The sequence below is a fragment of the Erwinia billingiae Eb661 genome, assembly GCF_000196615.1.
GTDB lineage: Bacteria > Pseudomonadota > Gammaproteobacteria > Enterobacterales > Enterobacteriaceae > Erwinia > Erwinia billingiae.
In genome coordinates, this window is record NC_014306.1 from 3555971 (window position 1) to 3577104 (window position 21134).

Here is a 21134-nt window from a genome sequence, read left to right on the forward strand (position 1 = left end):
GTTTTATCCAGTTATCCAGAAAATGGGCGAACGGTAGTTTTGGGGACTTTCTTGTTGTGCTTGGCTGCGGCAAAGTAACGGAATCCGTCAGATCCATGTGAAGTGAAGTCGTGAAGCGGCTTATCTTTCCAGCAACCTCGCTTCTCATCCCATTCTTTCCGGTAGCCCTCAAGATGCGAGATGCCCTCCGAACATTTGGCCTCATCAAACACACACTTAGGAAGAATTTCACGTACAGACTCAATACCCGTGTCCACGCCCACCTTTGGCACAACCTTGAAGGTCATTGAATACTTGTGCCCATCTATCTCGTAGCCTTCTTTGGCAAGTTGATTGCGAGACTTGGCATCAGATCCGAACTCGCGGTTTTCGATATCGTGCGGCCCCCAGTGCTCACCGTATTCATAGCCACGGTCTTTCAGCACCTTCATGTAGTGGCGCAAGCCTTCACCGGAGTTTTCGTAGTAGTCGATGACGTGAAACTCTTCACCAACCTCGCGCACGAACCAGATAGCCGTTGAATCTCCCACACCAATATCCCAGAACGTGTGAACCGGTAGATGTGAATTATCAGGCAAGGTGCCAATGCGTTTGTTGGTATAGAGCCAGCGGAACTGCTTGGCGTAGTAAGCACCTTCAACGGATTGCTGGAATGCTTCAGCGGGGATAGTTGGATATTCCCGCTTCATATCGTCGCCCAGCGTTTTCTCTTTGGCGAAGTACCAGGCTTTCTGGCGCTCGTTGAGAATGACCCCGTGCTTGGCTTCCATCTCGTCGAAGTAATCAACCAAACGCTGCGGTAACGCCTCTACCGGGTCAATTGCGTACTGGGGATTCTTCCACCATGAGAAGAAGAAAAACTTCCAGTCGAGGGGTGAGAGTTTCTTACCCTGCAACAGTGCCTTTTCGGCGGTCTGGCAGTAATCGAAGAAGTAACCAGCCCTACCCTCAGCTGTGCTTTCGATAGTCGCAAAACATCCGGTCGATACCGCCTCAAACGCACCAGTGACAATCTCACGGGCTTTGTCTGGATACTTGGCGCATATCTTCCCGAACTCGGAAACATGCAGGTAGCGCAGCGTACCGCCACGGAATGACGTGCTGACGTATAGCGATCCGCCTTTCTTGAAAACTAACTCGCCTGCAGAGTCATTGCTGGCCGGATTGGCCGCTTTAATCTCATCGGGCAAGTTGTCATATGCGTACTTCACTTTTTCACGGAACAGGCGCTTGGCGTCATTCAGCGTGTGGGCGATCAGGGCGCATTTGGCAGACTCGAACAAGGCCGCATCCAGCTGGATTATGCAGACCTCAGTCGTGAATCCAAGCTGGCGAGCCTTGAGGATGATATTGCGTGTGTGGATACCCTCGAAGTACTCGCGCTGCTCAGGTGTCATCCTGAAGCGTGCCGGCTTGCCTTCTTTGTCGTTTATCCAGTAGAGGTTGTTCAGCCGCCAGTCTTTGTCAGCCAGCAATTTGAGGTGCTCAGGTTTCATTACGCCCCCTGAGACAATGAATCCATCAGGTCAGAAAGTTTCTTAACAGAGTTGTCGCCTTCCGGACCGTCGATATCGTATGCCTGCCGCTCAAGTCCGATGAGGTTCTTCAGCGCGTCACTCAGAGCCTTAACTGACTTCACGCGCTCTGGCATGCTTATCACCTTCTGATAAATCTCATTCAGACGGTCCTGCCCCTTATCGTCAGGGTTGAACATCAACTCGCCCAACTTCTCCAGCGCAGCAATGTCAGCACACTCAGCGCCAAGCTCATCAAACAAAGCGTTGGTGATCTGCCTTGCCCGCTTGATGTCGCCTCGATGCTCCATACGGACATTGGCAATGACCTCTGCAGTAGCTTCAATCAGTACGCGCTCTGACAGTGCGCTCTCAGTGCGTACCTGCTTGCGTACCTCTTGTTTGCGTACCAGATCATCAGCTCGCTCTTTGACCTTTGCGGCAAGGTCACGCGACCAGTCATCACGCTTTGCTCTTTTTCGTATAGCCCCTTCACTGATGCTGTGTTGAGAGGCGATTTCGCGTAAAGACATCAAGCCAGCCCGGTAAGCCGATTCGATAGCCTCCCAGTCAGGTGATGCCATGATTTATTCCTTCGCTTTTTCTTCAGTTTCAGCTTCCGGCACGTACTCCAACTTGAGCACGTCGTCTGGCGCCAGGTAAACCCACGAGCCGTCTTCTTTGGCTACACCGATGAAGCCGTTAACCATCTCAGGCTGTGATCGGTTCATCAGGCCTTCGTGGGTTTCACCTGACTTAGTGGTTACGGTGATGCGGTAGGTGTCAGCCATGGTTTCTCCGGGCAATAAAAAACCGCCGAAGGCGGCTTAAAATTTAACAGTATGCGAAAAAACTAATTCGCATTGCTCATGAATGTGATCGCTGGCTTCCCTGCTTTATCTGCCCACTGGTTATATTCATCAACGAGGACTCTAAGTTTTGTTTCATATTCCTTTAGTTCTTCAATGGCCTTCTCAATTTTTGAGATGCCCATAGAGGTAATAGTATTACTGATAAAGGTGGAGCCTGTTGTTCTTGTAGCAGAACTAACCCTCTGTGCGTGCATGTCTCTTTTTGATAAGCATTCAGTGATCTCTTTGCGCAAATGCTCACAACGGCCCATCGCCTCAAAATTTAACTCAGACATCATAACCTCCTTTTCATAAAGTGAGGTTACACACTACCGTTAGGATTAATCCTAGTGAAGCAAAATTTATCATTCATCATCAGTCGTACTTGCAAATGCTACTTGTGATGCAATAAAAAACCGCCCGTAGGCGGTTAGGTCTCAATCAGGTTTTATCGCCTGATTCAGGTGCGCTATGTGGATCATCTTTAGCGGCATCATTTTCTTTTTGATCAGGCTTTGTACTTCCCGGCTTAGGCTCATAGTCAGGATGATCGCCTTCAATTGGACGTTCTGTCATGAATCCTCCACTTTTGTCTGAAACACATCTTAAAGTATAGAAGGTAATCTCATACCAAGCCTAACGGAGTGATTTTCAAAGGCTGATTTTAGTCAGGCAGCCTGGTGATTGGGTGGCGTACTACTTCAGGCACTGCTCACTGATGTAATCCTGCAATCCAGCTATTTGCTTTCCGGCAACTTCGATTCGCTCTCTGAGGGTGAAATAATCCCGTTGAGCGGTGTCAGTAAGTCGAATGCATTTTTCAGCAAAAAAAAACCGCCAGAGGCGGCTTTAATAAATTTGTTGCTTCATAAATTTTGGCGTGAAGCCCTTAGATGAATATTTCTTTCATCTGAATTCCTAAAGCTTTAGCAAGCTTACTGATGGTGGACAGAGAAGGATTTCTTTTCCCTGTCTCTAAGCCGCTGAGATAAGTACGGTTTAAATCACATGCTTCAGCCAGCGCTTCCTGAGTCAGATGCTTGTCTTTTCTCAGCAATGCAACCCGCTTTCCAAAGTAGACCTGTAGTAGTGTTTTCATCAGGATTTACCCATGGATGACAAAAAGTGATTTGCAATGCGGGCAAAGCATAATCTTTTCATGGGATTGTTTGCTAATGGACTGTTTTGATTTTTCTCCGCATACAGGGCAAGTCGCGTAAGAGGTGATTTTAGCAATTTGGTCCATTACCTGGTTAAAGTAGGACATCAGATTTGGCCTTTTAAGTGAATGGGCCTAACTATACCACCACTGGTTATTTTTTACTCAAACCATAATGTTTATCCGGTATTGGTGCATCCTGCGTAATCACTCACGGATAGATTCAATTTTGCGCAATCCAGCGCGGTCAATGTTGCACTGACCAAGCAGGCCAAATAGCTCAGCATTAAGTGACACGCTGTCACCAAACGTAATGCCTTCCGGCACTGGCGGCACGTCAATAGGGCTTGTCAGGTCAACGGGGATCGGCAGGTTTGGCTGCTTTATTGTCCTGTACTCCACTTGCGGCTTTTGCTGCGTCCCGCAACCTGTCAACAGCATCAGCGGGAACAGGAGCAACAGCGCACTTGTCATCCGCGAGGTAACGTTTGATTTCACTCTGGAGCTTCCTGTTTTGCTGTGCTGTAACTGCCCGTTGCTCGGTTACCTGAGACATGACGGCATTCTGTTGTTTCACTGCTGTGACCAGGTCTTTCACACTGGATGCCAGGTCATCATTTTTGGAACGAAGATCGTTAATCTGATCATCTTTGCTATTGGTTAGCTTCTCCAGCCTCTCGTTGGTTGCGGTTAGCTGAGAGTTGCGGGCATTAAGCCCCCACAGCGCCACGCAGATGAGTCCAATAACGATGATGTGCGAGTAATTTCTGAGTCCGGCGATGATGTTCATGTTTTGAATAGTTCCCTTTCTCTCTTGCGGCGTGGAAATAGCAGGTCAGGGATGTTTCCTGCTCGTTTCCACAGCAGCAACTGATCGGCAGCACCAGCGTAATCGCTGGCATTTAGCTTCTTAAGCAGAGTGGAATTCTCAAAGGCGGACTTGCCCACGTTAAAAACAAAGCTGCAGAGCGCGTCATACTGGTTTTGGGTGAGTGGCACTTTCACCGATTTACCGATGGATGATTCAACCCAGGCAATGTCACTCAGCAGTAAGGCCGTCGACTGATTCTGAGTGATCGTCATGCCGCGAGTTATTGGCTTCCCACTTACCGCGCCTGTGTGGCCGACACCTATAGTCAGGACGCCTACCGAGTCAGCATAAGCAGTTAGCTTCTCGCCCTCTTCACGCTTGATAAACGCAACGCCGTTATTGCTGAGCTTCATCAGTGCCTCCAAACTTTTTATCTGTCAGCTTTCTGAAGCGGAACGAGATGTAGTCGATTCCGATGAAGCCAATGAGAATGGCGGCAACCCAGGCAAAATCGTCACCTATATTCCATCCGAAGATTGAGATAACGACCTGAAGGGTTGGCTTGACGAAGAAGGCAAAGATACTGCACATGGCTGCGTCCATCAGACGGCGTGGCCACGTGTCTTTACCGAAGTATGATGCTCGCAGTAGAGCCATTGCACCGGCCAAGGCGGCATATCCTGATTCATTTCTATGGGCATAAAGCCAGGCTATCAGGCTCGCCCAGTAGCCCGGATCTTTATCTGGCATTCTATTCATTTCCACCCCCGAAAAGGGGACTTGTCCATTTTAGGAATTAGATACATTGTGAACTGAACAAGTCCGGCTATGCTTTACCTTGTCGAGAGAAAAAGCCCCGCCTTGTCACTGTGTAGTCAAATGCCGAAAATCCGCCACTGTGCGGATTTTTTGCATTCAAAAGTGCTGTGCAGCTTACAAAGATGAGAGAGTGATTTTTTGAAGCGGACAAAAAGAAAAGGCCCCGCATATGCGGAGCCTTAGAATTGGTGCGCCTGTTTATCATCTATGATTATGATTCATTCCATCGATTGGGCGGCGCATTGAATAACTACATTATTAATATTAGTAGTTACTGTGGAAATTACAAATAAAGAAGCCCTGACTGTAAGCCAGAGCTTTTTATGAAGAAATGCTTTTCCTAATTACTCTCAGTGAGCATTTAATTTTAATGGGTTAGATATGCGATTTTTAACTGAATGCTAACTAAGCTGCAGCTCAGTTCGCTTTACTTCCCAATCATATCTGTATTTAGTCCGGTTTATTGCCCAATGTCTTTAGCTATTTGTGCCATTAGACTGCTAATGCAGAACATTCATTCTCCATTTCTCGCTTAACAGCGTAATACAATTCTCCCTCAAGGACATCCTGCGCCCATTCCATTCTATTTCGGGCTTCTTTCGGTGTTACGCCAGTGAAGTAAATTAACGACTGAGCGAGGTTTTGCGCGCTCTTGCATTTGCAGTATCGTAATCTGGCTACAGAGCGGATCGGGTTATCCCGTCCAAACGTTTTCACGATTACCGATTCCATAAAGGCAGCATCATCTGATTCTTTGGCGAGAGCGATGATGTTGCCGGCTGATGATTGTGGGACCAGGATGTCACGGGCTTTACGGAGTAACTCTTCCCCTCTGTAACCTTCACAGTGAAGCTCTGTGACGACCCTCTCTATCTGCCTTGCTTTCTGCTCACTCCATTCACAGCGCATCATGAGCCTGCCGAGCACGTTAATTTCGCCACGCTCATACTCATCACCGGAAAGGTGATCACCCCATACAGTCAGGAGATTACGAATCCAGGCCTGCTGCGATCGGTTGATGGTCTTCCAGCCGGTTCCGAATAGCCTGCGCATGTCAGCGGCAGTACGTACCCCAGCGAGACGAACGATTTGCTGATAGTCACGCTCTATTCTCATGCTGCCTCTCTTTGCTTAATTATTTCCCGTAGCAAAGCCCTGTATTTCGCACGCAGCGAGTCCAGTTCTTCACGGGTGTATCGGTGAGGGTTGTTGTCAGATTCGAGCGCTATGACGCGCTGAAGGCCGATTTTCGTTATGAGGTTGATACGGTATGGCCCGATGTTGCCGGAGTGGTGGGTATTGCACGCACTGCATTGTGATGAAACATTGTCCTCATTGAATCTCAGGTGCGATGCCGCCGCAGTAGAACGATAATGCCCGGCGTGATAGCTGACCGCCGTTGTGCTGCCGCAACTGATGCAGACTTCCCCGTCCCGCGCCCTGATGTAGTCGTTGAATGCCCGCTGGGTCATGTTCATCCAGTGGCTTAACGGTTTAACATCGGCTTTGCGCTTGTTCCATGCAGCACGCTCAGCTTTCTCCTGTCGCTTTTGTTTGCGATCGGCTAGCTGGTTAGCGAGTTGGATTGCACATTTGGGAGAGCAGACGGTCTGAAGGCTGTTGCGGGGTGTGAACTTGGTGGCGCAGCATTTGCATTTACGGGGTTTCGGCGGCTTGATGACTGTTGCCATCGTATCCTCCTGCTATGTTGGCGTTCGGGTCTTCCAGCATCCAGGCAGCGCAATCGTCACAGCAGTGTGCTTCGTCTTCGCTCAATGGGCGGCCACACTCCGCGCATACCCTGTCATATGGCTCACTCATACCCTGCTCCATATCGGCTGTTCCCAGCGCTTGCTTGGGATCGGTTCGTATTTGGTTTCTGGCAGCAATGCCGAAACAGTCCAGGACTTGTAGTCGGCTGCGAGGTTCTTTTCGGTTTTGATGTTGCGGGCGGTGTAGCTGAGGATTAACAGGTTGGCTTCTTCGGTGGTGCAGTCTGAGTGGTGGAACCATGATTTAGCCATGACCATTCCTCTTGTGCTGCCCTAACTGACCGCGATAGACCATCAGCACGCCATTAACTATCGCGTGCTGAGTAGCCTTAAAGTCACGGGCATACTTCCTGATGGTTGCTCGGTTAGAGTTAATCTTCCTTGCAGCCTCAGTTTGATTGCCGCGTGTGAGGGTGAGTAATTCAGGTATCGTGGTGAGTTGTGCGTTCATACCCTGACTCCGCGCAGTTGTCGATCAATTAACCGATAAATGCTGCTGTATTCCCGGCACATATCGAATATCGCGTTTTCACGCTTTGGCTTGCCCGGCACACGCCCCATTGTCTTAGCCAGGTGAGAATGATTGGCCGTCTGACGCGCTGAGGCTTCTGTCGCTTTGTAGGCGGGATTAAGCTTCGCGAAGGTGTGAATGTGATACCCATCGATTAGAACCTCGCCTCTGGCAACCATCTTGGATAGTGCACCACATGAGCTGCATCGCTTATAGCCAAGTGATTCAATGTGGTCGTGGATGATGCTGGTTGATACGTGTCCGGTTCGGCCGGTCAGAAACTCTTTGATTCGGTCGCGTGCTGTCATGCTGCATCTCCAAAGCGCGAAGCCCATTCTGCTGCACGGGCTGATTCATCGCTGAAAGTTACATTGTGGTTTGCGCCGAATGCGTGAATCAGGGTTATCAGGTCCCGCATTTCACTGACGCGCATTTTGCTTGTTGACTGGCCCAACACGACAAAGCCCCCATCGATACCTGGTACTGTGTCCTGTTTCTTCAGGCTGGCGCTGAAAACATGCTTCCAACTTTCGGAGTCCATCTTTCGCCCATACCAGATGACCTGACGTGATACGTCATTCAGGCATGACCACAGCATCCTGTTTTGCGCGAGGCTTCTGGTGTCTTCCTGGATTACGATTTGGTATGGCTTGGAGAAATTGGCGGGTAACTGCTGGATGGTGCTGATGATGTGCTGTCGGATGTTGCTGTCACGCAACACGAATGTTTGCTTCACGGTTTACCTCCGGGTGTTTTGCTCCTGCAAGCTTGCTATCTCTGCATCAATGGTGCTGATGAACTCATTGATTACTTGGTAACTTTGTCTTTCGATTATCAATACCCTAAGTAAGAGAATGGAATTTCTGAGCTTTTGAAAACTCGAGCGATCTTGTTCAAGAGACTCTTTATTTGATTGCATCACAAAGCCTCGAATCTTTGTTTAAATAGTTATAATTCTTATATTTCCCTGGTGTAAATACATCATCTTTGTGGGTAAGGCCAACTTTTATCCAATCCCACTGCGGAAGATAGCCCGGTAATCAGTAAGTACGCAATCAGGATGACGAAGAGAGCCAACACCAACAACTCGATGATTTTAAGTAACTTTAAATTAAACCTCATTAGCAACTCCTTTAATGAAAGTGAACATACCCACAAAAAACATAGGCCGTTACCGGTAACATATCAACTTTCCCAAAGAAAAATAACTTCAATTTTGTTAACTAAAATGTCATTCATCTCTGATATTCATTTTCACTTTTATGAAGACCGTATCTTTCTCGCAGCTCAGCGATTTTATCCAGGCCCCTCTCATTGCTGACCGGAATGTGTAGTTTTGGAATCTGCACTACCGGTGCCGGGATGGGTTCGCCAGCCTGAATCCTACGTGACATAGTTTTCAGCTCTTTGGCACAGCGCTTGCGAAGCTCCGGATCGGTCAGGTTCAGCGAGCGCATTTCCGAATAGAGCTTTGTCACCATCCAGTAGGCCGGGTTGTTTGGCCACGGGTAGGCTTCGGGTGAAGAGAAATCACCGCGCCGCGCGCTGTAGGTCATCACCATGTCGTAAAGCTCGTCAGAGTCAGGCAGGCCATGACGACTTGCTTCGCCCTGATTGCACCAGGCAACAAACTGGCCGGGCGACGGGAGGAACGGTGTTTCCTGCTGGCGGGCTATCTTCATCCCGGCCTTCACCTGGTCCATGCAGGTTATGCCGTTCTCAGCGAAGGACAGCACCCACTGGCGGCGCAGCTCATTCAGGTCATCCTGCTCTTTGATGGTTGCCATCAGCGCGGGGAATGCCGCTTTAAGCTCCCGGAACAGTTCGTTGAATATCTTGATCGCCTGCTCCGGTACCTGCTGGACAAGCTTTTCAGGCGCGTACATCTGCTGAAGTGATTTGCCATCACGGTTCTGGATGGCCGTTACCAGGTTTCTCATAGCTGTAACCCCTCTGCCCAGTCAGTGTTGTTGAAGTCCAGGACAGGCTTGCCAGTTCCGGTACCGGATTTCGCCTTGTCGCGTTTGATTGCCAGCTGCGACCACTTCTCACGAAGCTTTGCAGGACACAGAACATTGCCGCACCAGAAACTGTCCTGGCTGGCCCAGCGGAACAGGCTGCACATGTCGCGATGGTCGCGGCCATCTTTCTCACGCATCAGCCGGATGTCATTTGCCCATCCTGCAAAGGCGGGCTTTCTTGCTGAAGGCTCGATTGCCTTCACCACATCGAACATCCACTCAGCCGCTTTCAGATCGTCAGCAGTCCCCCACTTGTCACCTTTCGATGATTGAATGGCTGCTTCAGGTCGTTGAGGTTTTTCTTGCTGGGCGGCAGGAGGGGAAATTCTCTGACTAGAATCTAATACGTTAGTATTAGATGTTATATTGTTTGTGGCACTTTGATGGCAATCTGTTGGCACAACCTCCCCGCCAGCCCTTGCCGTGAGCGGGATTGCGTTGGCACTTTGATGGCAATCTGTTGGCACAACTTTTTGCTGATAATCGTCGTATTTTGTGACCAGAATCTTAGAAAATTTCTTGTTCGATTCCTTGCTGATCATCCCCAATTTTTCGAACTTCAGTAGCAGATATTTAATCCGGTTTGGGTCAATGCCTGTTTCCTGCGCCAGGGTATGACGCCCGGTGATGAACTCCCCTCTCCTGCAAAGCAGATCACCAAACTCGGTAGCTACCGGACCAGGCGCATGGTTGGCAGAGAGGATGAAGTGAATCCACAGGTGAACAGCGTCAGAATCCGTCCTGTAGAAAGGCAGTTCCATTATTTTTCTGTGCAGCAAGGCAAACCCCTTACCGGTTGCCTCCGGTCTGTCAGCGGCCTTGTCAGGCCGTAATGGTGTTACGTTGGAATAGGCGAGGTTCATGATTTCTCCTGGCCTGTGTTGTCGCTGATGCCAGAGCGGTATTCAGCGAGGATGCGTTTAATCTCTTCAACGGTGCCTTGAGAGAGGATTAGTTGGTGAAAACCACCATCAACATCGAACTCAGCATCAACCAGCAATTCAGCAAGTCGACGTGCCTTGTGAGCGCTGAACTGAGGTATTGCCGCAGATTTGGTAAGCTTGGTCTTGCCAGATGCTTTGGCCTTACCCAGTTGAATCTCAGCGACTGCGGCGGCGTGTGTGCCGTGCTGGCGGGAAAGAGCGACCGCAGTCGTGGGCGCCACCTCACCTGCCCTGACCATTTCAATCAGACTGTCGCCGCACTCCAGCAGCTGAAGATGGTGATCAACATCCGCAATGCTGCGTTTTACCTTCTTCGCTATCTCAGCTGTTTCCCATCCTTGGTTGCTCAGGCGCAGATAAGCCGCTGCACGCTCAAGGGGAGCCAGTGCTTTACCCTGCGAACTTGTAACCATGAAGGCAATGCGATCGGCTTCCGTGCCAACAAAGTCTTTGCACTCCAGGCGGGGGATTTCGGTGCCGGAATCAGTAGCCAACTTTGCGCCGTAATACCGGTGATGGCCGTCGATGACTTTGACGCCTTGTTCAGTGACCTGAACCGCCAGCGGCGGAACAAACTCACCGGCAATGAATGCATCCCGGAATTCTTCAACGTGCACCTGATCGATATCTCGGACGTTATATCCCGGCTCGACATAGATTTCTGACAGCGGAACAAGGAAGGTCTTTCGTACCGTGGTTTCAGTGCCGTTCTGGTCTTTGTATTTGTATAACTGTGAAAGTGATGACATAATTACCCCTGTGAATTGATCCAGTCTTTCGCATCAGGCCTCGAAGCTGTTAGCGCAGCTCGGGGCTTTTTCTTTTGTCATTTCCAGCTGCAGCCGTGAATATTCCAGCTGTATCCAGATCAGGTGCCGGTAATGTTCCAACGGCATTTTCCGTTCTCCAGACATAACAAAATCCTCTACACCGCAGGCGGCGAGAGTTTCCATGATTTCCGGGTATTTTTCGGTTCTTCTGAGGATGGTCGAATCAGCTACTTCAAGCAGCCTGGCAACCACTGACTGACGGGTGTTCGATAATGCCTGGTGAGCGGTGGCCAGCAGGTGGCGACCGATAAACGCAATGCTTCCTGATTTGCGTGATGTTGCGTGTTCCATTTCTTACTATCTCCGTGTTGATTAGTTAGATACGTGAACAAGCCGTGGGGCTTGGCACTTAGTTTTGTGCCTGCGGTTAGGCTGGCGGCCTGATTATTTAAAGAGCGGTATTGCTAGTTACTTAAGCTGCTGCCGTGTTACCTGGTGGGAACACATCATCAAGTGCCGCATTTGCACCAAGTTTGTTGAAAATGCTCACAAACTGGCGACAAAGCTGGATATCCATTCCTCTGCGGCCTGTTTCCCAGTGACCGATAGCACCTGGCGTGTATCCGGCAATTTCCGCTAACTGCGTTTGGGTCAATCCCACTCGCTCGCGGTAAAGTCGCAAATTGTTCATATGAACCTCCATTAGCTTAAATAGAGTATACGTATTGTATCCTTAGCAAGCAAGCTAGTTATACATTTTGTGTCTCGATTGAAGTTATACAGATTGTATAATCAGGGCATGAATATGAAATGGTATGACGTGGCCAAGTCCCGCATGAAGGAAATGGAAATAACGCAAGAGACACTCGCTGAGCATCTTGGAATTACCAAGGGTGCGGTAAGCCATTGGCTAAATGCCAGGCGGGAGCCAAGCATCGAGGACATAGCCAAGATTCTAAGGTTACTTGGAATGAAGGAGTTTACCGTTAACTCGGATGGGACGATTGCTCCATCTGGTTCGATAAGCAATGTTTCCATTGCTGGCCCATATACCAAAGGCAAAAAGTATCCGGTCCTTAGCAAGGTTCAGGCAGGGGCATGGGCAGAGGCTTGCGAAGTCTATACTTTGAAGGATATCGATCTCTGGCTTGAGTCTGACGCACATATTCAGGGTGATGCTTTCTGGCTTGAGGTTGAGGGTGACTCCATGACTGCGCCTGCAGGCCTGAGCATCCCAGAGGGAACTTTCGTCCTCTTCGATACAGGGCGGGAGGCAGCTAACGGGAATCTGGTTATCGCTAAGTTAGTAGATGATAATGAAGCAACATTCAAGAAGCTGATCATCGATGGTAATCAGACATACCTAAAGGGGCTGAACCCAGCCTGGCCACTTATTCCCATTAACGGCAACTGCAAGATCATCGGTGTGGGTGTAGAGACAAAGCTGCGGCTGGTTTAGGCCAGTGGCAGGAAGAGACGTTCGGTAAATTTACAATTAACTTAAGCTAAAAAGGAGTTTGTATGGATGAAGCAGACTTAGCACAGGAACGTGAGGAAGCCCTCATAATAGCGGCCATGTCAGCCAGAAAGCCAGGACTAAAAAGCCCTAATGGCATGTGCATTTGGTGCAAGGAAGAACCTGTAGTACCCAACTCCGCGTTTTGCTCGGCGGATTGTGGTGAAGATTATTTCAAACATGAACGCGAAGCTAAACATCGTTATAGCCCCCCTGACCGAGATTGATGGCTAAAAGGCGATTAAAGCCCAGGACCTGCTAGTGAAGAATGCCCTGCTTACTGCATATGTCTCGATAGTTTCAGTTACCCTGGCCTTCCTGTGGCTCAAGGGTATTTACGCTTAAGCTGGAGCCAGAAGTTCATCCAGACCCTACGACAAGGGAGCATGGTGGAATTTACTCACAGTAGATGTTGGGGGCGATCAGACATCCGGGCGAGGAGAGAATATGAATAGATTCATCATGCCGCTGTTGATTCTCGCAGTAATTGTCGTTTTCGTTGTTGCGTTCTTAACGCGTGTTTAAGGCCGGAAGAAACGTTCAGCTAACCCCAGCGCTCGGAACGAAGAACTTTAGTCGTGAGGAAGTCATGAAAAATCTGATAGTCCCGTCGTGTGAAGTGCTGGCTGTGATAATTGCTGTCTTCCTGATAATAATAGATTTAAAGCCTCTACCGTGGTTCTGATTTGGCGGAAGATGTGCTCAGCCAGAACCCTACACCAGGGGAGTACGGTGGGATTTGCTCACAGGGCATGTGGAAGAATTAAGAATCGATCAGTGCCGGGGGGGCTGATTGATATGGAGAGTAAACGTAAGGATGCGGTAATCACTCCGCCAGGGGTGGTTAGGAGTTAGTCGCTTAGGAATGAGCACCCAACGAGAGAGTATCTCTGAGGAGGAGAAATGGTATTCAATGACCTTGAACGTTACCGAACCAAAAAAATAGTCGAGCAGTTTGTTGAGCTTCATCGCCCGCCGGTCTCAATACGATCACTGGTTGATATCACCTATGCTATCGCCGGACAAACTGTCGAGCTTATAGAGATCAGGCCATCATTAGGTAATAAATATTCCTTTGCCAAAATTGTTTACGTTCGCACTAAAGACGTCTGGATGGTTTATCGCACAGACAGCAGAGCCAACTGGAGACCCTATGACGTTGCTAGAACGCTTGAGGCAGCGTTGAGGATGATTGGAACAGATGCCAGAGAGTGCTTCTTCGGTTAGGGTAGGCCCACCTCGCCGGGTGTTTTGTGCCTGTAGCTTCATTTGCCTGCTAACTTACACCCGCTACATCTTCCGCACTAACTCCAACCAGCCAGAGATTAAAGCTAAGTTCACAGCATTACGCAATCCTGACAGTAGTGGTCGAACCACTATGGTAAAATTCCTAAACTACACATGGGATGGTTACCGTATGTAGTACGAGTGTAAATATTGTTCTTTTTCCCGGCCACTGCGCCGGTTTTTTTGTGCATTCTATTTGACGCCTATCACACAACGGCTAAATTTAACGCTTAACGAATTTTCAGCCCGCCTCTGTGCGGGCATTTTTTTTGCACTTTGCATAACCCCCCTCACCAACCCGAAAATACTCCTCAAGGTTTGACAGGCGCAACCGATAACTTAACTACCGGTAGATCACTATAGTTTTCTCTGTCGGGCTGTAGTGAGGGCACTAGCGGAACCCAGAATGTTTTTGATGCACTTTATCTCCCGGCCATGATGGTCGGGATTTTTTTTGCCTCTTTACTGATCATTTTTTTGCTTAATCGTCACGATGAAAATTGCTAGCTTTCCACCGATGAACAAGCTGGTATCTTGCGCGAGCGTGATTCTTTGTACGCGAATTTCTTTGCTCTTCTGGCCTTCAGGAGCCGACAATTGTGTCGGTTTTTTTTCGCCTGGCGGCCCCAAAACATTTCCGCATCAGAACCATCCTAACTTTGACAACCTAAGAACATGCCTGGAGCCAGTGCTGCTATTGAATAGTAGCCTGAAGATTCTACACATGCGGATTACGTATGTGTGGTTCAAGAGCTTCGATCATTTTCCGGCCTTAGTGCCGGGATTTTTTTGCCTGAAATTCAGCTATACTGCTTGTGGTGCCGAAGAGCGCCTGGTAACAGAGAAGTATCCCAACACCGATTCTCCCGCCCAGTATGGCGGGATTTTTTTGCCTGTAATTTGCATATTAGATTGGTACTACTATCATTACATTAACGATATCCATCGTTAACCTCATAAGACATTCCTGTGCACCACAAATATTCAGCCCGTCGCCAAAGCGGGCTATTTTTTGCCGTCACTTCATCGCCCTGCTCCCGCACCGAACTATCTCAGCTGCATCTCTGTTTACTCCTTTACCGATGACGTTCCCGCGCTCATGCCGATACTGCTCCAGCTTGTCTGCTATTGAGTGTGGGTTAATGCATGCATCAGCCAGCGAAAGCTCCATAACAGCCCTACCCATAGCATAAACCAGCATCTCTAGACGTTCTTCGCTCATATCCATACGACGCCCCCGCTTACAAATCGACTAAATCAGCATATCTCTGCGGCGTTTTTTTGGCGAGATTGAAATTTTAAAAACCTTAAAAATCATCACATAACGTATACAACATGAAATTAGTATACATATCGTATTGCAATGTATGGATACGTTTTGTATATTTAATCCCACAGCAGGACGCTGAAGCAGTACGACAGGGAACGCAGTCACTTTAACAATTTGCTCTCCGCTCTAATCGGCGGGGCCAGAATAAGATGCTTTTGGGATTGGATGAATGCGCAGGCTGATGCGCAGTGGGACGTGGCTGACTCACGAGGATGGCTCAAGCGAATAAGCAAGTTCGACGCCGACGAATAAGCTCCTTATGCCGGAAATCAGCACCGGCCATCCAATCACCAAAATCATCTAACCCGGAGGTCAATCATGGCAACCATCATCTGGAAAGAACCTAAGCCGCAAGGCACAGCTAAAAGCCGCTACAAAGCACGCAGAGCAACGAAGGTTGCAGACCGGACTTTCGATAAGTCGCTGGCGCGTAACTTTGCTGAGGCGGTTACAGGATGCAGCAGCTCGGTATTCAGAGCAGTAACAGCACCTGGAGTGCGTAGTAAGCCTGAGCCAGGTGCAGGGAGTATCTGCATGGGTGATGTGGCGTTGTATCAAGCCGGTCACCGCGGAAAGCCAGTTAACCCTTATCACATTATTAAATAGGAAAGATTATGAAACTGAACATCACGGTAGACCTTGAGTGGCTTGGCCAAGATGGCGACATGGACGCCGAAGTCAAACATGAAATCATCAGCGGCGTGAAAAATGCAATCTCCCGCGATTGCCTGGCTAAGGTTGAGAAAGAGGCTTCAGCGCAAATCAATGCTGCTATTCAAGAGTCAATTGGCGCGGCGAAGTTAGCCATTCAGGAAAAGGCAATTAAGTTCGCTGATGACTGGCTTGAAAAGGAAGTGACCATCACTGATAAGTGGGGTGACACACAGGATTGTCTGACAATAACCGACCTGATTAAGCGCACATTTGATGGCCTGATGGAGAAAAAGGTTAATGACAATGGCGATTTTTCAGACAACTACAGCGGCAACACGCGACTCATCAACTGGCTCACTGGAAAGCGTGTTCAGGATGTTGTTCAGCAGAAGCTGAAGGGGATAAATAAGGACATCGATCGCCAAATTACCGAAGCTGTCAATGCTGGCATTCGTGAGAATGTAGCCAATAAGTTTGCTGAAATGGTCGTGGCCACAGCCCAACACAACAGTCGAACAGCCATCGAGAACAAACAATAAGTCGCCTAGAGCGGCTTTTTTTATGCCTGAATTTCGGAGCACACCATGATAGTCGACCGCAAAGACGGTAAATGGCGCGTCACACAGATGGCCTGTGGCTGTCATTGGCGTGCTGATTTAACAGAAGGGAAAGGGGTATTTGCAGGCAAGGTAATCAGCCAGCAGATGAACAAAGACCAGTTTGAGAGGTGGAAGGATGAGCGGAAAAGTAGCGAACCTGTCGTGGAGTGAGGCAATTAATGCAATGGAAAAGGGTCAGCTCGTCAGAAACCAATATTTCACTTCTGATGAGTTCTTTGAAATGCGAAATGGAAGCATCTTCGCCGAGGATGGTTGCCCCATGGCTGGATGGTATCGCGGGGAAGATTGGCAGAAAGAAGGGTGGCAAGTAATCAGCGATCCTTGTGGATTATAAACGCAAAAAGGGGGCATTTATGGAGCCAAAGTCTGGAGACAAGATAAGGATTGTACGGGATGACAACTGGTATGGGACTGAGGTTCTCACATTCAATCTTGAAATATACCGCTTTACGCTGGGCTTTTTTGCCAGTGATAACGACCGTGAGGCGTCAAGGTTTACGCCTCTTTCTGATCCGGACTTGTATGGAGATGGGCCTGAAAGTGAAGACAATTACATATGCAATTATGGCCCATACCGAACAAAACAAATCGCTCTATTTGAAATCATCTCCACGACTGATTGATATCGCAAAGCGGTTATAAGTGACCGCTTGACGATGGCGCCCAGTCATCAACCAACGCGCTTTAGACAAGGTGGCGTTGGCCGTTATTGTTCAGCTTGGCCTCTCCGGAGGCCTTTTTTATGCCCACAGGAGAGGAATATGAGCGAAACAACGGATATCGCAGTACTCGAAATTAAGCCAGAGCAGGCGCCGGCGGTTTATGTGCCGAATGGTCTCGATCAGTACATTGAGCAGATTAAGCAGGCTGTGAATGAAGTCCCTGACCTGACCACTGCAAAGGGCCGCGCTCGGGTAGCTTCACTGGCAGCTCAGGTATCACGTAGCAAGACGGCCATTGAAAAGCCGGGTCGTGAGTATCTGAAGCGACTTAAGGAAGCTGTAAAGCCTGCTGAGGCGGAAATTAAGCGGTTCGTTGATGCTTGTGACGAGTTGCGCGATGCCACTCGCCAGCCACTGACTGAGTGGGAAGCTGAGCAGGAAAGGATTGCGGCTGAAAAGGCCGCTGAGGAAGAGCGCCAGCGCATCGCAGCTGAAGAGCTGGCCGCCGCTGAAGCGCTGAAAAAGCAGTTCGAATCAGATCACGAAATCGCCCTTCTGCTTAATGACAAATTCGACCGTGACGCAGCTGAAGCAAAAGCCGAAGCAGAACGCCAGCGCGTTGCCCGTGAGGAAGAGATTAAGCGGCAGGCTATCGAGCAGGAACGCATTGATGCCGAGCAGAAAGCACAGCAGGAACGTGAAGCAGCAGCCAAGCGTGAGGCCGATTTAAAGGCAGCTGCTGAGCAGGCAGAGCGTAACCGTATCGAAGCACAGGAACGTGCGGAGCGTGAAGCTAAAGAGGCAAAGGAAAAGGCTGAGAGGGAAAAGCAGCAAGCTATCGAAGCAGAACAACTAAAGGCTCGGCAGGATGCCAATCGCATTAAGCGGGAAGCCGAGCAGAAAGAAGCCATTCGCCTGGCTGAAGAAAAACGCATTGCCGATGGGGCCGCCTCCCGCGCTGCTGATATTGAGCACCGCAAGACAGTGAACAAAAAAGCACTGGCCGATCTGGTTGCCGCTGGCGTACCGGAAGACTGCGCCAAGGCCTGCATTACAGCTATCGCTAAGGGCACCGTTAGCGCCATTCGGATTACCTACTGATTCAGTTTTACAACTACCTGATAAACCAATATTTGAAATTAAATTTTGTCGTTAATTCTCAGTAAAATCATTGTCATTACTGCTCTCAACATATCGGGTAATAGAAATGAGTTGTTTGTAGTACTTCATAACTAAATCAACGTCTGAGGAAAGAAAGCTTTCGGACGATTTTAATGCGGAAATGAACGCTTTATCGACATCTCCATTCATTGATTTTACGCCCCCATTTTTACCCTGCGTAAGCGTTAATACACCAAGCAATAGGGACTGGGCTTCGACCTGAGCTGTTAACTCTTTAGCCTTTTCATCCATTTTAGACATCTTCATTAGTATTCCAATCATCAGATTTCTCATGCGCATCTCCTATTTACTCAAAAAATGACCTTAACAAAAAAGCTACGGCATTAATTGTCCCGGAGTCTTAATTCAGTCATTTCAGTTGAAATTTTCACATAAACAAAAAAGGAACCCACGATGTCATATGCAATCGCGGGCGATGCCGTCGTGGCTCGCCCTTATTTTGATGCGTTTAAATCAATTCAGTTTCACCCTAAAAACATCCTGACCAGTGCCAGCTTCACTCCCCCGCCCCGTAAGAGCTGGCTGGATAAGTTGGTTGAGTTTCTGCGCTCGGAGGGTAAGCCATGAGGCTCACATTCAAAGACAGGCAGGAAATCGAAACCATCATCAAAGGATTTGGTGATGTTGAGAATGAACAGGTGCGGGAGATGGTCGAGCGGATTGTTGAACCTCTCAAACACAACCCTGTGGAAGCCGCTATGACGGTGTTCTTCTCCAAGCAAGGCGACGATATGGAAATGGTTGGAAGGGCTCAGGATGGCTCTGACGCGCAGGATATGGCGCATAAATTCCTTTGGGATTACGTGACCAAAAACGAAGAGCAGCGCCTGGCTGAGTCAATCTGGAAGGGCAAGCACTCGTATCGTGAGGTGGCCTGATGGAACCGGGAATGTACCTCGATATCAGCAACGAGGATTACCACTCAGGCGCGGGTGTTAGTAAATCTCAGCTGGATGACATTGCAACTAACCCGGCCATCTACAAATGGCGCAAGGAAGCGCCAGTGGATACCGAAAAGCTTACGGCACTTGATATGGGTACCGCCCTGCACTGCCTTTTGCTGGAGCCGCTGGAGTTCGACAAGCGATTCATCGTGGCGCCGGAATTCAACCGCCGCACAACCGCAGGCAAGGAAGAAGAAGCTCGCTTTCTAAGGGATTGTGAAGGCAGCGGCATGACAGTCATGGATGCGGAACAAGGCAGGAAACTGAAACTGATGCGCGAGAGTGCGCTGGCGCATCCGGCGGCCAGATGGCTGCTTGAAGCTGAAGGACAATGCGAGGGTTCAATCTACTGGACAGATGATGAAACCACTGAGCTATGTCGCATCAGGCCGGACAAGTTCCTGACAGGCCAGCCGGTAATCGTTGACGTCAAAAAGGTGGCGGATATGGATCGCTTCCCCCGTCATCTGGCTGAGTTCCGGTATCACATGCAGGAAGCAATGTATCGCGAAGGTTATCTACGCCACTTTGGCGAATACCCAATGTTTATTTTCCTTTGCGTCAGCGAAACCATCGACTGCGGCCGCTATCCGGTTCGCACCTTCCAGATTCAGCCTGATGATACCGAGGATGGTTACAACCTCTTCCGTACCAGCCTGAACACTTATCACGAATGCCGGACTACCGATAACTGGGGCGGCATCGAAGAAATCACCCGCCCAGCCTGGGCGAAGAAAAAGGATTACTCATGAGCAACGAAATCATCCACGCCCCGGCTAACGAGGCCGATACGAAAGCAGCCATCTTCAGCCCGTCAGGTCTGCAAAAGCTTCAGGCATTTGCCGCGGTCATGGCAGAAGGTAAAACGACAGTGCCGGCACATCTGGCCGGGAAGCCGGCTGACTGCCTCGCGGTGGCATTACAGGCTGCTCAGTGGGGTATGAACCCGTTCGCTGTGGCGCAGAAAACTCATCTGGTGAACGGCACGCTGGGATATGAAGCCCAGTTGGTTAATGCGGTAGTGACCAGCTCTACTGCCGTTCAGGGTCGCTTCAAATACGAGTATGGCGGCAACTGGGATGCCTTTAAGCCGGGTGCAGCCAATGCCGCTAATGAGAAAGGTTTGTGCATTCGCGTGGGTGCTGTGCTTCGCGGTGAAACGGAAATCACCTGGGGCGAATGGCTGTTCCTGGAATTCATCACCACCCGCAACTCACCGCTATGGAAGACAGCGCCAAAGCAGCAGATGGCATATCTGGCCGTGAAATACTGGGCGCGCCTCTACTGCCCGGACGTCATTCTCGGAGTTTACACCCCGGACGAGTTTGAGCAAAAAGAGCGTATTGAGCGCGATGTAACCCCGGCACGCACCCGGCAGGATTTGAACCACCTGATCAACCAGAAGCCCGCCACTGAAGAAACCGCGGCCCAGCAGTCGGCTGAACGCACGCCAGATGAACTCCTTGCAGCCTTTACTGAAGCAGCCAGCAAGGCGACTGATGCCAAGGAACTGGATCGTATCTATAGATACGCCGCTAAGCATCTCGCCAATGACACGGAAAAGTTGGATTTGGCTACTGACGTCTACAGCATTCGCCGGGATGAACTCACCGAAGCAGCGTAACTAATCTCCGGGCTGGTTGCGCCTGGCCCTCATTACGAAGCAATAAAACAAGAGCAGCCTGTGAGCAGGTGAAGAAGCGGATCATCGAGCATAGGCCATTTTTTCAGCTTGAGTGTGGCGAGGTAAGGCGGTAAAAATGCATT

At 49.4% G+C, this 21134-nt stretch carries 36 protein-coding genes and 1 pseudogene; 11 read left to right on the forward strand and 26 right to left on the reverse strand.

All coding sequences use genetic code 11. The annotated features are described in order from the left end of the window. Positions 1–11: 11 nt before the first annotated feature. The 24 genes and pseudogenes from EBC_RS17605 to EBC_RS17710 all read right to left on the reverse strand — a co-directional run bounded on the left by EBC_RS17605 (position 12) and on the right by EBC_RS17710 (position 11863). On the reverse strand, positions 12–1496 hold the full coding sequence (locus tag EBC_RS17605; protein WP_013203199.1) for a terminase: 1485 nt from the start codon (positions 1494–1496) through the stop codon (positions 12–14). Then, positions 1496–2098 carry a hypothetical protein gene (locus EBC_RS17610; protein WP_013203200.1) on the reverse strand — a complete coding sequence of 201 codons (603 nt, stop codon included), beginning with the start codon at positions 2096–2098 and terminating at the stop codon, positions 1496–1498. Before EBC_RS17610 ends, EBC_RS17605 begins: the two co-directional genes overlap by 1 nt. A 3-nt stretch (positions 2099–2101) precedes the next feature. After that, positions 2102–2305, reverse strand: a complete 204-nt coding sequence (locus tag EBC_RS17615) for a hypothetical protein (RefSeq protein ID WP_013203201.1) — start codon at positions 2303–2305, stop codon at positions 2102–2104. A 62-nt stretch (positions 2306–2367) separates the two neighbouring features. Beyond that, on the reverse strand, positions 2368–2661 hold the full coding sequence (locus EBC_RS17620) for a hypothetical protein (RefSeq protein WP_041692076.1): 294 nt from the start codon (positions 2659–2661) through the stop codon (positions 2368–2370). 145 nt (positions 2662–2806) lie between these two features. Beyond that, the gene (locus EBC_RS26265) at positions 2807–2941 is read right to left on the reverse strand and encodes a hypothetical protein (RefSeq protein WP_269446432.1); all 135 of its coding nucleotides are present in this window, start codon (positions 2939–2941) and stop codon (positions 2807–2809) included. A 120-nt stretch (positions 2942–3061) separates the two neighbouring features. Then, positions 3062–3175: pseudogene (locus EBC_RS25195) on the reverse strand (lysis system i-spanin subunit Rz); the annotation flags it as partial. Between the two features lie 79 nt (positions 3176–3254). Continuing rightward, complete coding sequence (locus tag EBC_RS17630) at positions 3255–3464, reverse strand: helix-turn-helix domain-containing protein (RefSeq protein WP_013203203.1); 210 nt, start codon at positions 3462–3464, stop codon at positions 3255–3257. 6 nt (positions 3465–3470) lie between these two features. Further along, the gene (locus EBC_RS26190) at positions 3471–3632 is read right to left on the reverse strand and encodes a YnfU family zinc-binding protein (protein WP_256372243.1); all 162 of its coding nucleotides are present in this window, start codon (positions 3630–3632) and stop codon (positions 3471–3473) included. Positions 3633–3731: 99 nt separating this feature from the next. Beyond that, entirely contained in the window at positions 3732–3998 is a 267-nt protein-coding gene (gene lysC / locus EBC_RS26410; protein ID WP_456236302.1) for an Rz1-like lysis system protein LysC, read from the reverse strand. Further along, complete coding sequence (locus EBC_RS17635; RefSeq protein WP_013203205.1) at positions 3880–4314, reverse strand: coiled-coil domain-containing protein; 435 nt, start codon at positions 4312–4314, stop codon at positions 3880–3882. The genes lysC and EBC_RS17635 overlap by 119 nt, the downstream gene beginning before the upstream one ends. Beyond that, positions 4311–4748, reverse strand: a complete 438-nt coding sequence (locus EBC_RS17640; protein WP_041692078.1) for a lysozyme — start codon at positions 4746–4748, stop codon at positions 4311–4313. Before EBC_RS17640 ends, EBC_RS17635 begins: the two co-directional genes overlap by 4 nt. After that, on the reverse strand, positions 4732–5085 hold the full coding sequence (locus tag EBC_RS17645) for a phage holin, lambda family (RefSeq protein WP_013203207.1): 354 nt from the start codon (positions 5083–5085) through the stop codon (positions 4732–4734). The genes EBC_RS17640 and EBC_RS17645 overlap by 17 nt, the downstream gene beginning before the upstream one ends. Positions 5086–5646: 561 nt before the next feature. Beyond that, the gene (locus tag EBC_RS17650; protein ID WP_013203208.1) at positions 5647–6270 is read right to left on the reverse strand and encodes a hypothetical protein; all 624 of its coding nucleotides are present in this window, start codon (positions 6268–6270) and stop codon (positions 5647–5649) included. After that, positions 6267–6845: a recombination protein NinG gene (locus EBC_RS17655; protein WP_013203209.1), complete on the reverse strand. Its 579-nt coding sequence runs from the start codon at positions 6843–6845 to the stop codon at positions 6267–6269. The genes EBC_RS17650 and EBC_RS17655 overlap by 4 nt, the downstream gene beginning before the upstream one ends. Then, on the reverse strand, positions 6811–6987 hold the full coding sequence (locus tag EBC_RS26350) for a protein NinF (protein WP_081461041.1): 177 nt from the start codon (positions 6985–6987) through the stop codon (positions 6811–6813). Before EBC_RS26350 ends, EBC_RS17655 begins: the two co-directional genes overlap by 35 nt. Further along, a complete protein-coding gene (locus EBC_RS17660) occupies positions 6972–7178 on the reverse strand; it encodes a hypothetical protein (RefSeq protein ID WP_013203210.1) in 207 nt (68 codons plus the stop codon). Before EBC_RS17660 ends, EBC_RS26350 begins: the two co-directional genes overlap by 16 nt. Beyond that, positions 7171–7377, reverse strand: coding sequence for a protein ninH (locus EBC_RS17665; protein WP_013203211.1), 207 nt, complete (start codon positions 7375–7377; stop codon positions 7171–7173). Before EBC_RS17665 ends, EBC_RS17660 begins: the two co-directional genes overlap by 8 nt. After that, positions 7374–7745 carry a hypothetical protein gene (locus EBC_RS17670; protein WP_041692080.1) on the reverse strand — a complete coding sequence of 124 codons (372 nt, stop codon included), beginning with the start codon at positions 7743–7745 and terminating at the stop codon, positions 7374–7376. The genes EBC_RS17665 and EBC_RS17670 overlap by 4 nt, the downstream gene beginning before the upstream one ends. Further along, a complete protein-coding gene (locus tag EBC_RS17675; protein ID WP_013203212.1) occupies positions 7742–8173 on the reverse strand; it encodes a recombination protein NinB in 432 nt (143 codons plus the stop codon). Before EBC_RS17675 ends, EBC_RS17670 begins: the two co-directional genes overlap by 4 nt. A 499-nt stretch (positions 8174–8672) precedes the next feature. After that, a complete protein-coding gene (locus EBC_RS17685; RefSeq protein ID WP_013203213.1) occupies positions 8673–9377 on the reverse strand; it encodes a replication protein P in 705 nt (234 codons plus the stop codon). Next, a complete protein-coding gene (locus tag EBC_RS26305) occupies positions 9374–10321 on the reverse strand; it encodes a hypothetical protein (RefSeq protein ID WP_013203214.1) in 948 nt (315 codons plus the stop codon). Before EBC_RS26305 ends, EBC_RS17685 begins: the two co-directional genes overlap by 4 nt. Continuing rightward, positions 10318–11151, reverse strand: coding sequence for a ParB/RepB/Spo0J family partition protein (locus EBC_RS17700; RefSeq protein ID WP_013203215.1), 834 nt, complete (start codon positions 11149–11151; stop codon positions 10318–10320). Before EBC_RS17700 ends, EBC_RS26305 begins: the two co-directional genes overlap by 4 nt. Positions 11152–11184: 33 nt before the next feature. Beyond that, positions 11185–11523, reverse strand: a complete 339-nt coding sequence (locus EBC_RS17705; RefSeq protein WP_013203216.1) for a hypothetical protein — start codon at positions 11521–11523, stop codon at positions 11185–11187. 121 nt (positions 11524–11644) lie between these two features. Next, the gene (locus EBC_RS17710) at positions 11645–11863 is read right to left on the reverse strand and encodes a helix-turn-helix transcriptional regulator (RefSeq protein ID WP_041692082.1); all 219 of its coding nucleotides are present in this window, start codon (positions 11861–11863) and stop codon (positions 11645–11647) included. Between the two features lie 108 nt (positions 11864–11971). Here EBC_RS17710 and EBC_RS17715 point away from each other — a divergent pair, with 108 nt between their 5' ends. The 3 genes from EBC_RS17715 (at position 11972) to EBC_RS17725 (ending at position 13915) form a co-directional block, all read left to right on the forward strand. Further along, on the forward strand, positions 11972–12631 hold the full coding sequence (locus EBC_RS17715; RefSeq protein WP_041692083.1) for a LexA family protein: 660 nt from the start codon (positions 11972–11974) through the stop codon (positions 12629–12631). A gap of 62 nt (positions 12632–12693) precedes the next feature. Then, positions 12694–12915: a hypothetical protein gene (locus EBC_RS17720; protein ID WP_013203219.1), complete on the forward strand. Its 222-nt coding sequence runs from the start codon at positions 12694–12696 to the stop codon at positions 12913–12915. 676 nt (positions 12916–13591) lie between these two features. After that, a complete protein-coding gene (locus tag EBC_RS17725; RefSeq protein ID WP_013203220.1) occupies positions 13592–13915 on the forward strand; it encodes a DUF3024 domain-containing protein in 324 nt (107 codons plus the stop codon). A gap of 1078 nt (positions 13916–14993) precedes the next feature. Here the strand turns inward: EBC_RS17725 and EBC_RS17735 are convergent. Then, a complete protein-coding gene (locus EBC_RS17735; RefSeq protein ID WP_041692085.1) occupies positions 14994–15203 on the reverse strand; it encodes a hypothetical protein in 210 nt (69 codons plus the stop codon). Positions 15204–15623: 420 nt separating this feature from the next. On the opposite strand from EBC_RS17735, the gene EBC_RS26195 reads away from it, so the two are divergent. From EBC_RS26195 to EBC_RS17755, 4 genes are all read left to right on the forward strand, one after another. Then, a complete protein-coding gene (locus tag EBC_RS26195) occupies positions 15624–15911 on the forward strand; it encodes a transcriptional antitermination N peptide (protein ID WP_013203222.1) in 288 nt (95 codons plus the stop codon). An 8-nt stretch (positions 15912–15919) separates the two neighbouring features. Continuing rightward, positions 15920–16498 (forward strand): hypothetical protein, encoded by a 579-nt coding sequence (locus tag EBC_RS17740; RefSeq protein ID WP_013203223.1) that lies wholly within the window; start codon positions 15920–15922, stop codon positions 16496–16498. A 196-nt stretch (positions 16499–16694) separates the two neighbouring features. Beyond that, complete coding sequence (locus EBC_RS17745) at positions 16695–16913, forward strand: hypothetical protein (RefSeq protein WP_041692086.1); 219 nt, start codon at positions 16695–16697, stop codon at positions 16911–16913. A gap of 427 nt (positions 16914–17340) precedes the next feature. Next, positions 17341–18342 (forward strand): hypothetical protein, encoded by a 1002-nt coding sequence (locus tag EBC_RS17755; RefSeq protein WP_013203226.1) that lies wholly within the window; start codon positions 17341–17343, stop codon positions 18340–18342. Between the two features lie 51 nt (positions 18343–18393). On the opposite strand, the gene iraP is transcribed toward EBC_RS17755, so the two are convergent. After that, positions 18394–18696, reverse strand: coding sequence for an anti-adapter protein IraP (gene iraP, locus EBC_RS17760; protein ID WP_041692088.1), 303 nt, complete (start codon positions 18694–18696; stop codon positions 18394–18396). A gap of 120 nt (positions 18697–18816) precedes the next feature. On the opposite strand from iraP, the gene EBC_RS25985 reads away from it, so the two are divergent. Genes EBC_RS25985 through EBC_RS17775 form a run of 4 tightly spaced genes read left to right on the forward strand, consistent with a single transcriptional unit; the run spans position 18817 to position 20991 of the window. Then, on the forward strand, positions 18817–18990 hold the full coding sequence (locus EBC_RS25985; protein ID WP_013203228.1) for a hypothetical protein: 174 nt from the start codon (positions 18817–18819) through the stop codon (positions 18988–18990). Beyond that, complete coding sequence (locus EBC_RS17765) at positions 18987–19301, forward strand: hypothetical protein (RefSeq protein WP_013203229.1); 315 nt, start codon at positions 18987–18989, stop codon at positions 19299–19301. Before EBC_RS25985 ends, EBC_RS17765 begins: the two co-directional genes overlap by 4 nt. Beyond that, positions 19301–20119 carry a PD-(D/E)XK nuclease-like domain-containing protein gene (locus tag EBC_RS17770; protein WP_013203230.1) on the forward strand — a complete coding sequence of 273 codons (819 nt, stop codon included), beginning with the start codon at positions 19301–19303 and terminating at the stop codon, positions 20117–20119. Before EBC_RS17765 ends, EBC_RS17770 begins: the two co-directional genes overlap by 1 nt. Then, positions 20116–20991, forward strand: coding sequence for a RecT family recombinase (locus EBC_RS17775; protein ID WP_013203231.1), 876 nt, complete (start codon positions 20116–20118; stop codon positions 20989–20991). The genes EBC_RS17770 and EBC_RS17775 overlap by 4 nt, the downstream gene beginning before the upstream one ends. Positions 20992–21134: the final 143 nt, after the last annotated feature.

Coding starts and splice junctions, on each gene's coding strand:
- EBC_RS17605 (WP_013203199.1), bottom strand. CDS start 1,496: ATGAAACCTGAGCACCTCAAATTGCTGGCTGACAAAGACTGGCGGCTG.
- EBC_RS17610 (WP_013203200.1), bottom strand. CDS start 2,098: ATGGCATCACCTGACTGGGAGGCTATCGAATCGGCTTACCGGGCTGGC.
- EBC_RS17615 (WP_013203201.1), bottom strand. CDS start 2,305: ATGGCTGACACCTACCGCATCACCGTAACCACTAAGTCAGGTGAAACC.
- EBC_RS17620 (WP_041692076.1), bottom strand. CDS start 2,661: ATGTCTGAGTTAAATTTTGAGGCGATGGGCCGTTGTGAGCATTTGCGC.
- EBC_RS26265 (WP_269446432.1), bottom strand. CDS start 2,941: ATGACAGAACGTCCAATTGAAGGCGATCATCCTGACTATGAGCCTAAG.
- EBC_RS17630 (WP_013203203.1), bottom strand. CDS start 3,464: ATGAAAACACTACTACAGGTCTACTTTGGAAAGCGGGTTGCATTGCTG.
- EBC_RS26190 (WP_256372243.1), bottom strand. CDS start 3,632: ATGTCCTACTTTAACCAGGTAATGGACCAAATTGCTAAAATCACCTCT.
- lysC (WP_456236302.1), bottom strand. CDS start 3,998: ATGACAAGTGCGCTGTTGCTCCTGTTCCCGCTGATGCTGTTGACAGGT.
- EBC_RS17635 (WP_013203205.1), bottom strand. CDS start 4,314: ATGAACATCATCGCCGGACTCAGAAATTACTCGCACATCATCGTTATT.
- EBC_RS17640 (WP_041692078.1), bottom strand. CDS start 4,748: ATGAAGCTCAGCAATAACGGCGTTGCGTTTATCAAGCGTGAAGAGGGC.
- EBC_RS17645 (WP_013203207.1), bottom strand. CDS start 5,085: ATGCCAGATAAAGATCCGGGCTACTGGGCGAGCCTGATAGCCTGGCTT.
- EBC_RS17650 (WP_013203208.1), bottom strand. CDS start 6,270: ATGAGAATAGAGCGTGACTATCAGCAAATCGTTCGTCTCGCTGGGGTA.
- EBC_RS17655 (WP_013203209.1), bottom strand. CDS start 6,845: ATGGCAACAGTCATCAAGCCGCCGAAACCCCGTAAATGCAAATGCTGC.
- EBC_RS26350 (WP_081461041.1), bottom strand. CDS start 6,987: ATGGAGCAGGGTATGAGTGAGCCATATGACAGGGTATGCGCGGAGTGT.
- EBC_RS17660 (WP_013203210.1), bottom strand. CDS start 7,178: ATGGCTAAATCATGGTTCCACCACTCAGACTGCACCACCGAAGAAGCC.
- EBC_RS17665 (WP_013203211.1), bottom strand. CDS start 7,377: ATGAACGCACAACTCACCACGATACCTGAATTACTCACCCTCACACGC.
- EBC_RS17670 (WP_041692080.1), bottom strand. CDS start 7,745: ATGACAGCACGCGACCGAATCAAAGAGTTTCTGACCGGCCGAACCGGA.
- EBC_RS17685 (WP_013203213.1), bottom strand. CDS start 9,377: ATGAGAAACCTGGTAACGGCCATCCAGAACCGTGATGGCAAATCACTT.
- EBC_RS26305 (WP_013203214.1), bottom strand. CDS start 10,321: ATGAACCTCGCCTATTCCAACGTAACACCATTACGGCCTGACAAGGCC.
- EBC_RS17700 (WP_013203215.1), bottom strand. CDS start 11,151: ATGTCATCACTTTCACAGTTATACAAATACAAAGACCAGAACGGCACT.
- EBC_RS17705 (WP_013203216.1), bottom strand. CDS start 11,523: ATGGAACACGCAACATCACGCAAATCAGGAAGCATTGCGTTTATCGGT.
- EBC_RS17710 (WP_041692082.1), bottom strand. CDS start 11,863: ATGAACAATTTGCGACTTTACCGCGAGCGAGTGGGATTGACCCAAACG.
- EBC_RS17715 (WP_041692083.1), top strand. CDS start 11,972: ATGAATATGAAATGGTATGACGTGGCCAAGTCCCGCATGAAGGAAATG.
- EBC_RS17720 (WP_013203219.1), top strand. CDS start 12,694: ATGGATGAAGCAGACTTAGCACAGGAACGTGAGGAAGCCCTCATAATA.
- EBC_RS17725 (WP_013203220.1), top strand. CDS start 13,592: ATGGTATTCAATGACCTTGAACGTTACCGAACCAAAAAAATAGTCGAG.
- EBC_RS17735 (WP_041692085.1), bottom strand. CDS start 15,203: ATGGATATGAGCGAAGAACGTCTAGAGATGCTGGTTTATGCTATGGGT.
- EBC_RS26195 (WP_013203222.1), top strand. CDS start 15,624: ATGGCAACCATCATCTGGAAAGAACCTAAGCCGCAAGGCACAGCTAAA.
- EBC_RS17740 (WP_013203223.1), top strand. CDS start 15,920: ATGAAACTGAACATCACGGTAGACCTTGAGTGGCTTGGCCAAGATGGC.
- EBC_RS17745 (WP_041692086.1), top strand. CDS start 16,695: ATGAGCGGAAAAGTAGCGAACCTGTCGTGGAGTGAGGCAATTAATGCA.
- EBC_RS17755 (WP_013203226.1), top strand. CDS start 17,341: ATGAGCGAAACAACGGATATCGCAGTACTCGAAATTAAGCCAGAGCAG.
- iraP (WP_041692088.1), bottom strand. CDS start 18,696: ATGAGAAATCTGATGATTGGAATACTAATGAAGATGTCTAAAATGGAT.
- EBC_RS25985 (WP_013203228.1), top strand. CDS start 18,817: ATGTCATATGCAATCGCGGGCGATGCCGTCGTGGCTCGCCCTTATTTT.
- EBC_RS17765 (WP_013203229.1), top strand. CDS start 18,987: ATGAGGCTCACATTCAAAGACAGGCAGGAAATCGAAACCATCATCAAA.
- EBC_RS17770 (WP_013203230.1), top strand. CDS start 19,301: ATGGAACCGGGAATGTACCTCGATATCAGCAACGAGGATTACCACTCA.
- EBC_RS17775 (WP_013203231.1), top strand. CDS start 20,116: ATGAGCAACGAAATCATCCACGCCCCGGCTAACGAGGCCGATACGAAA.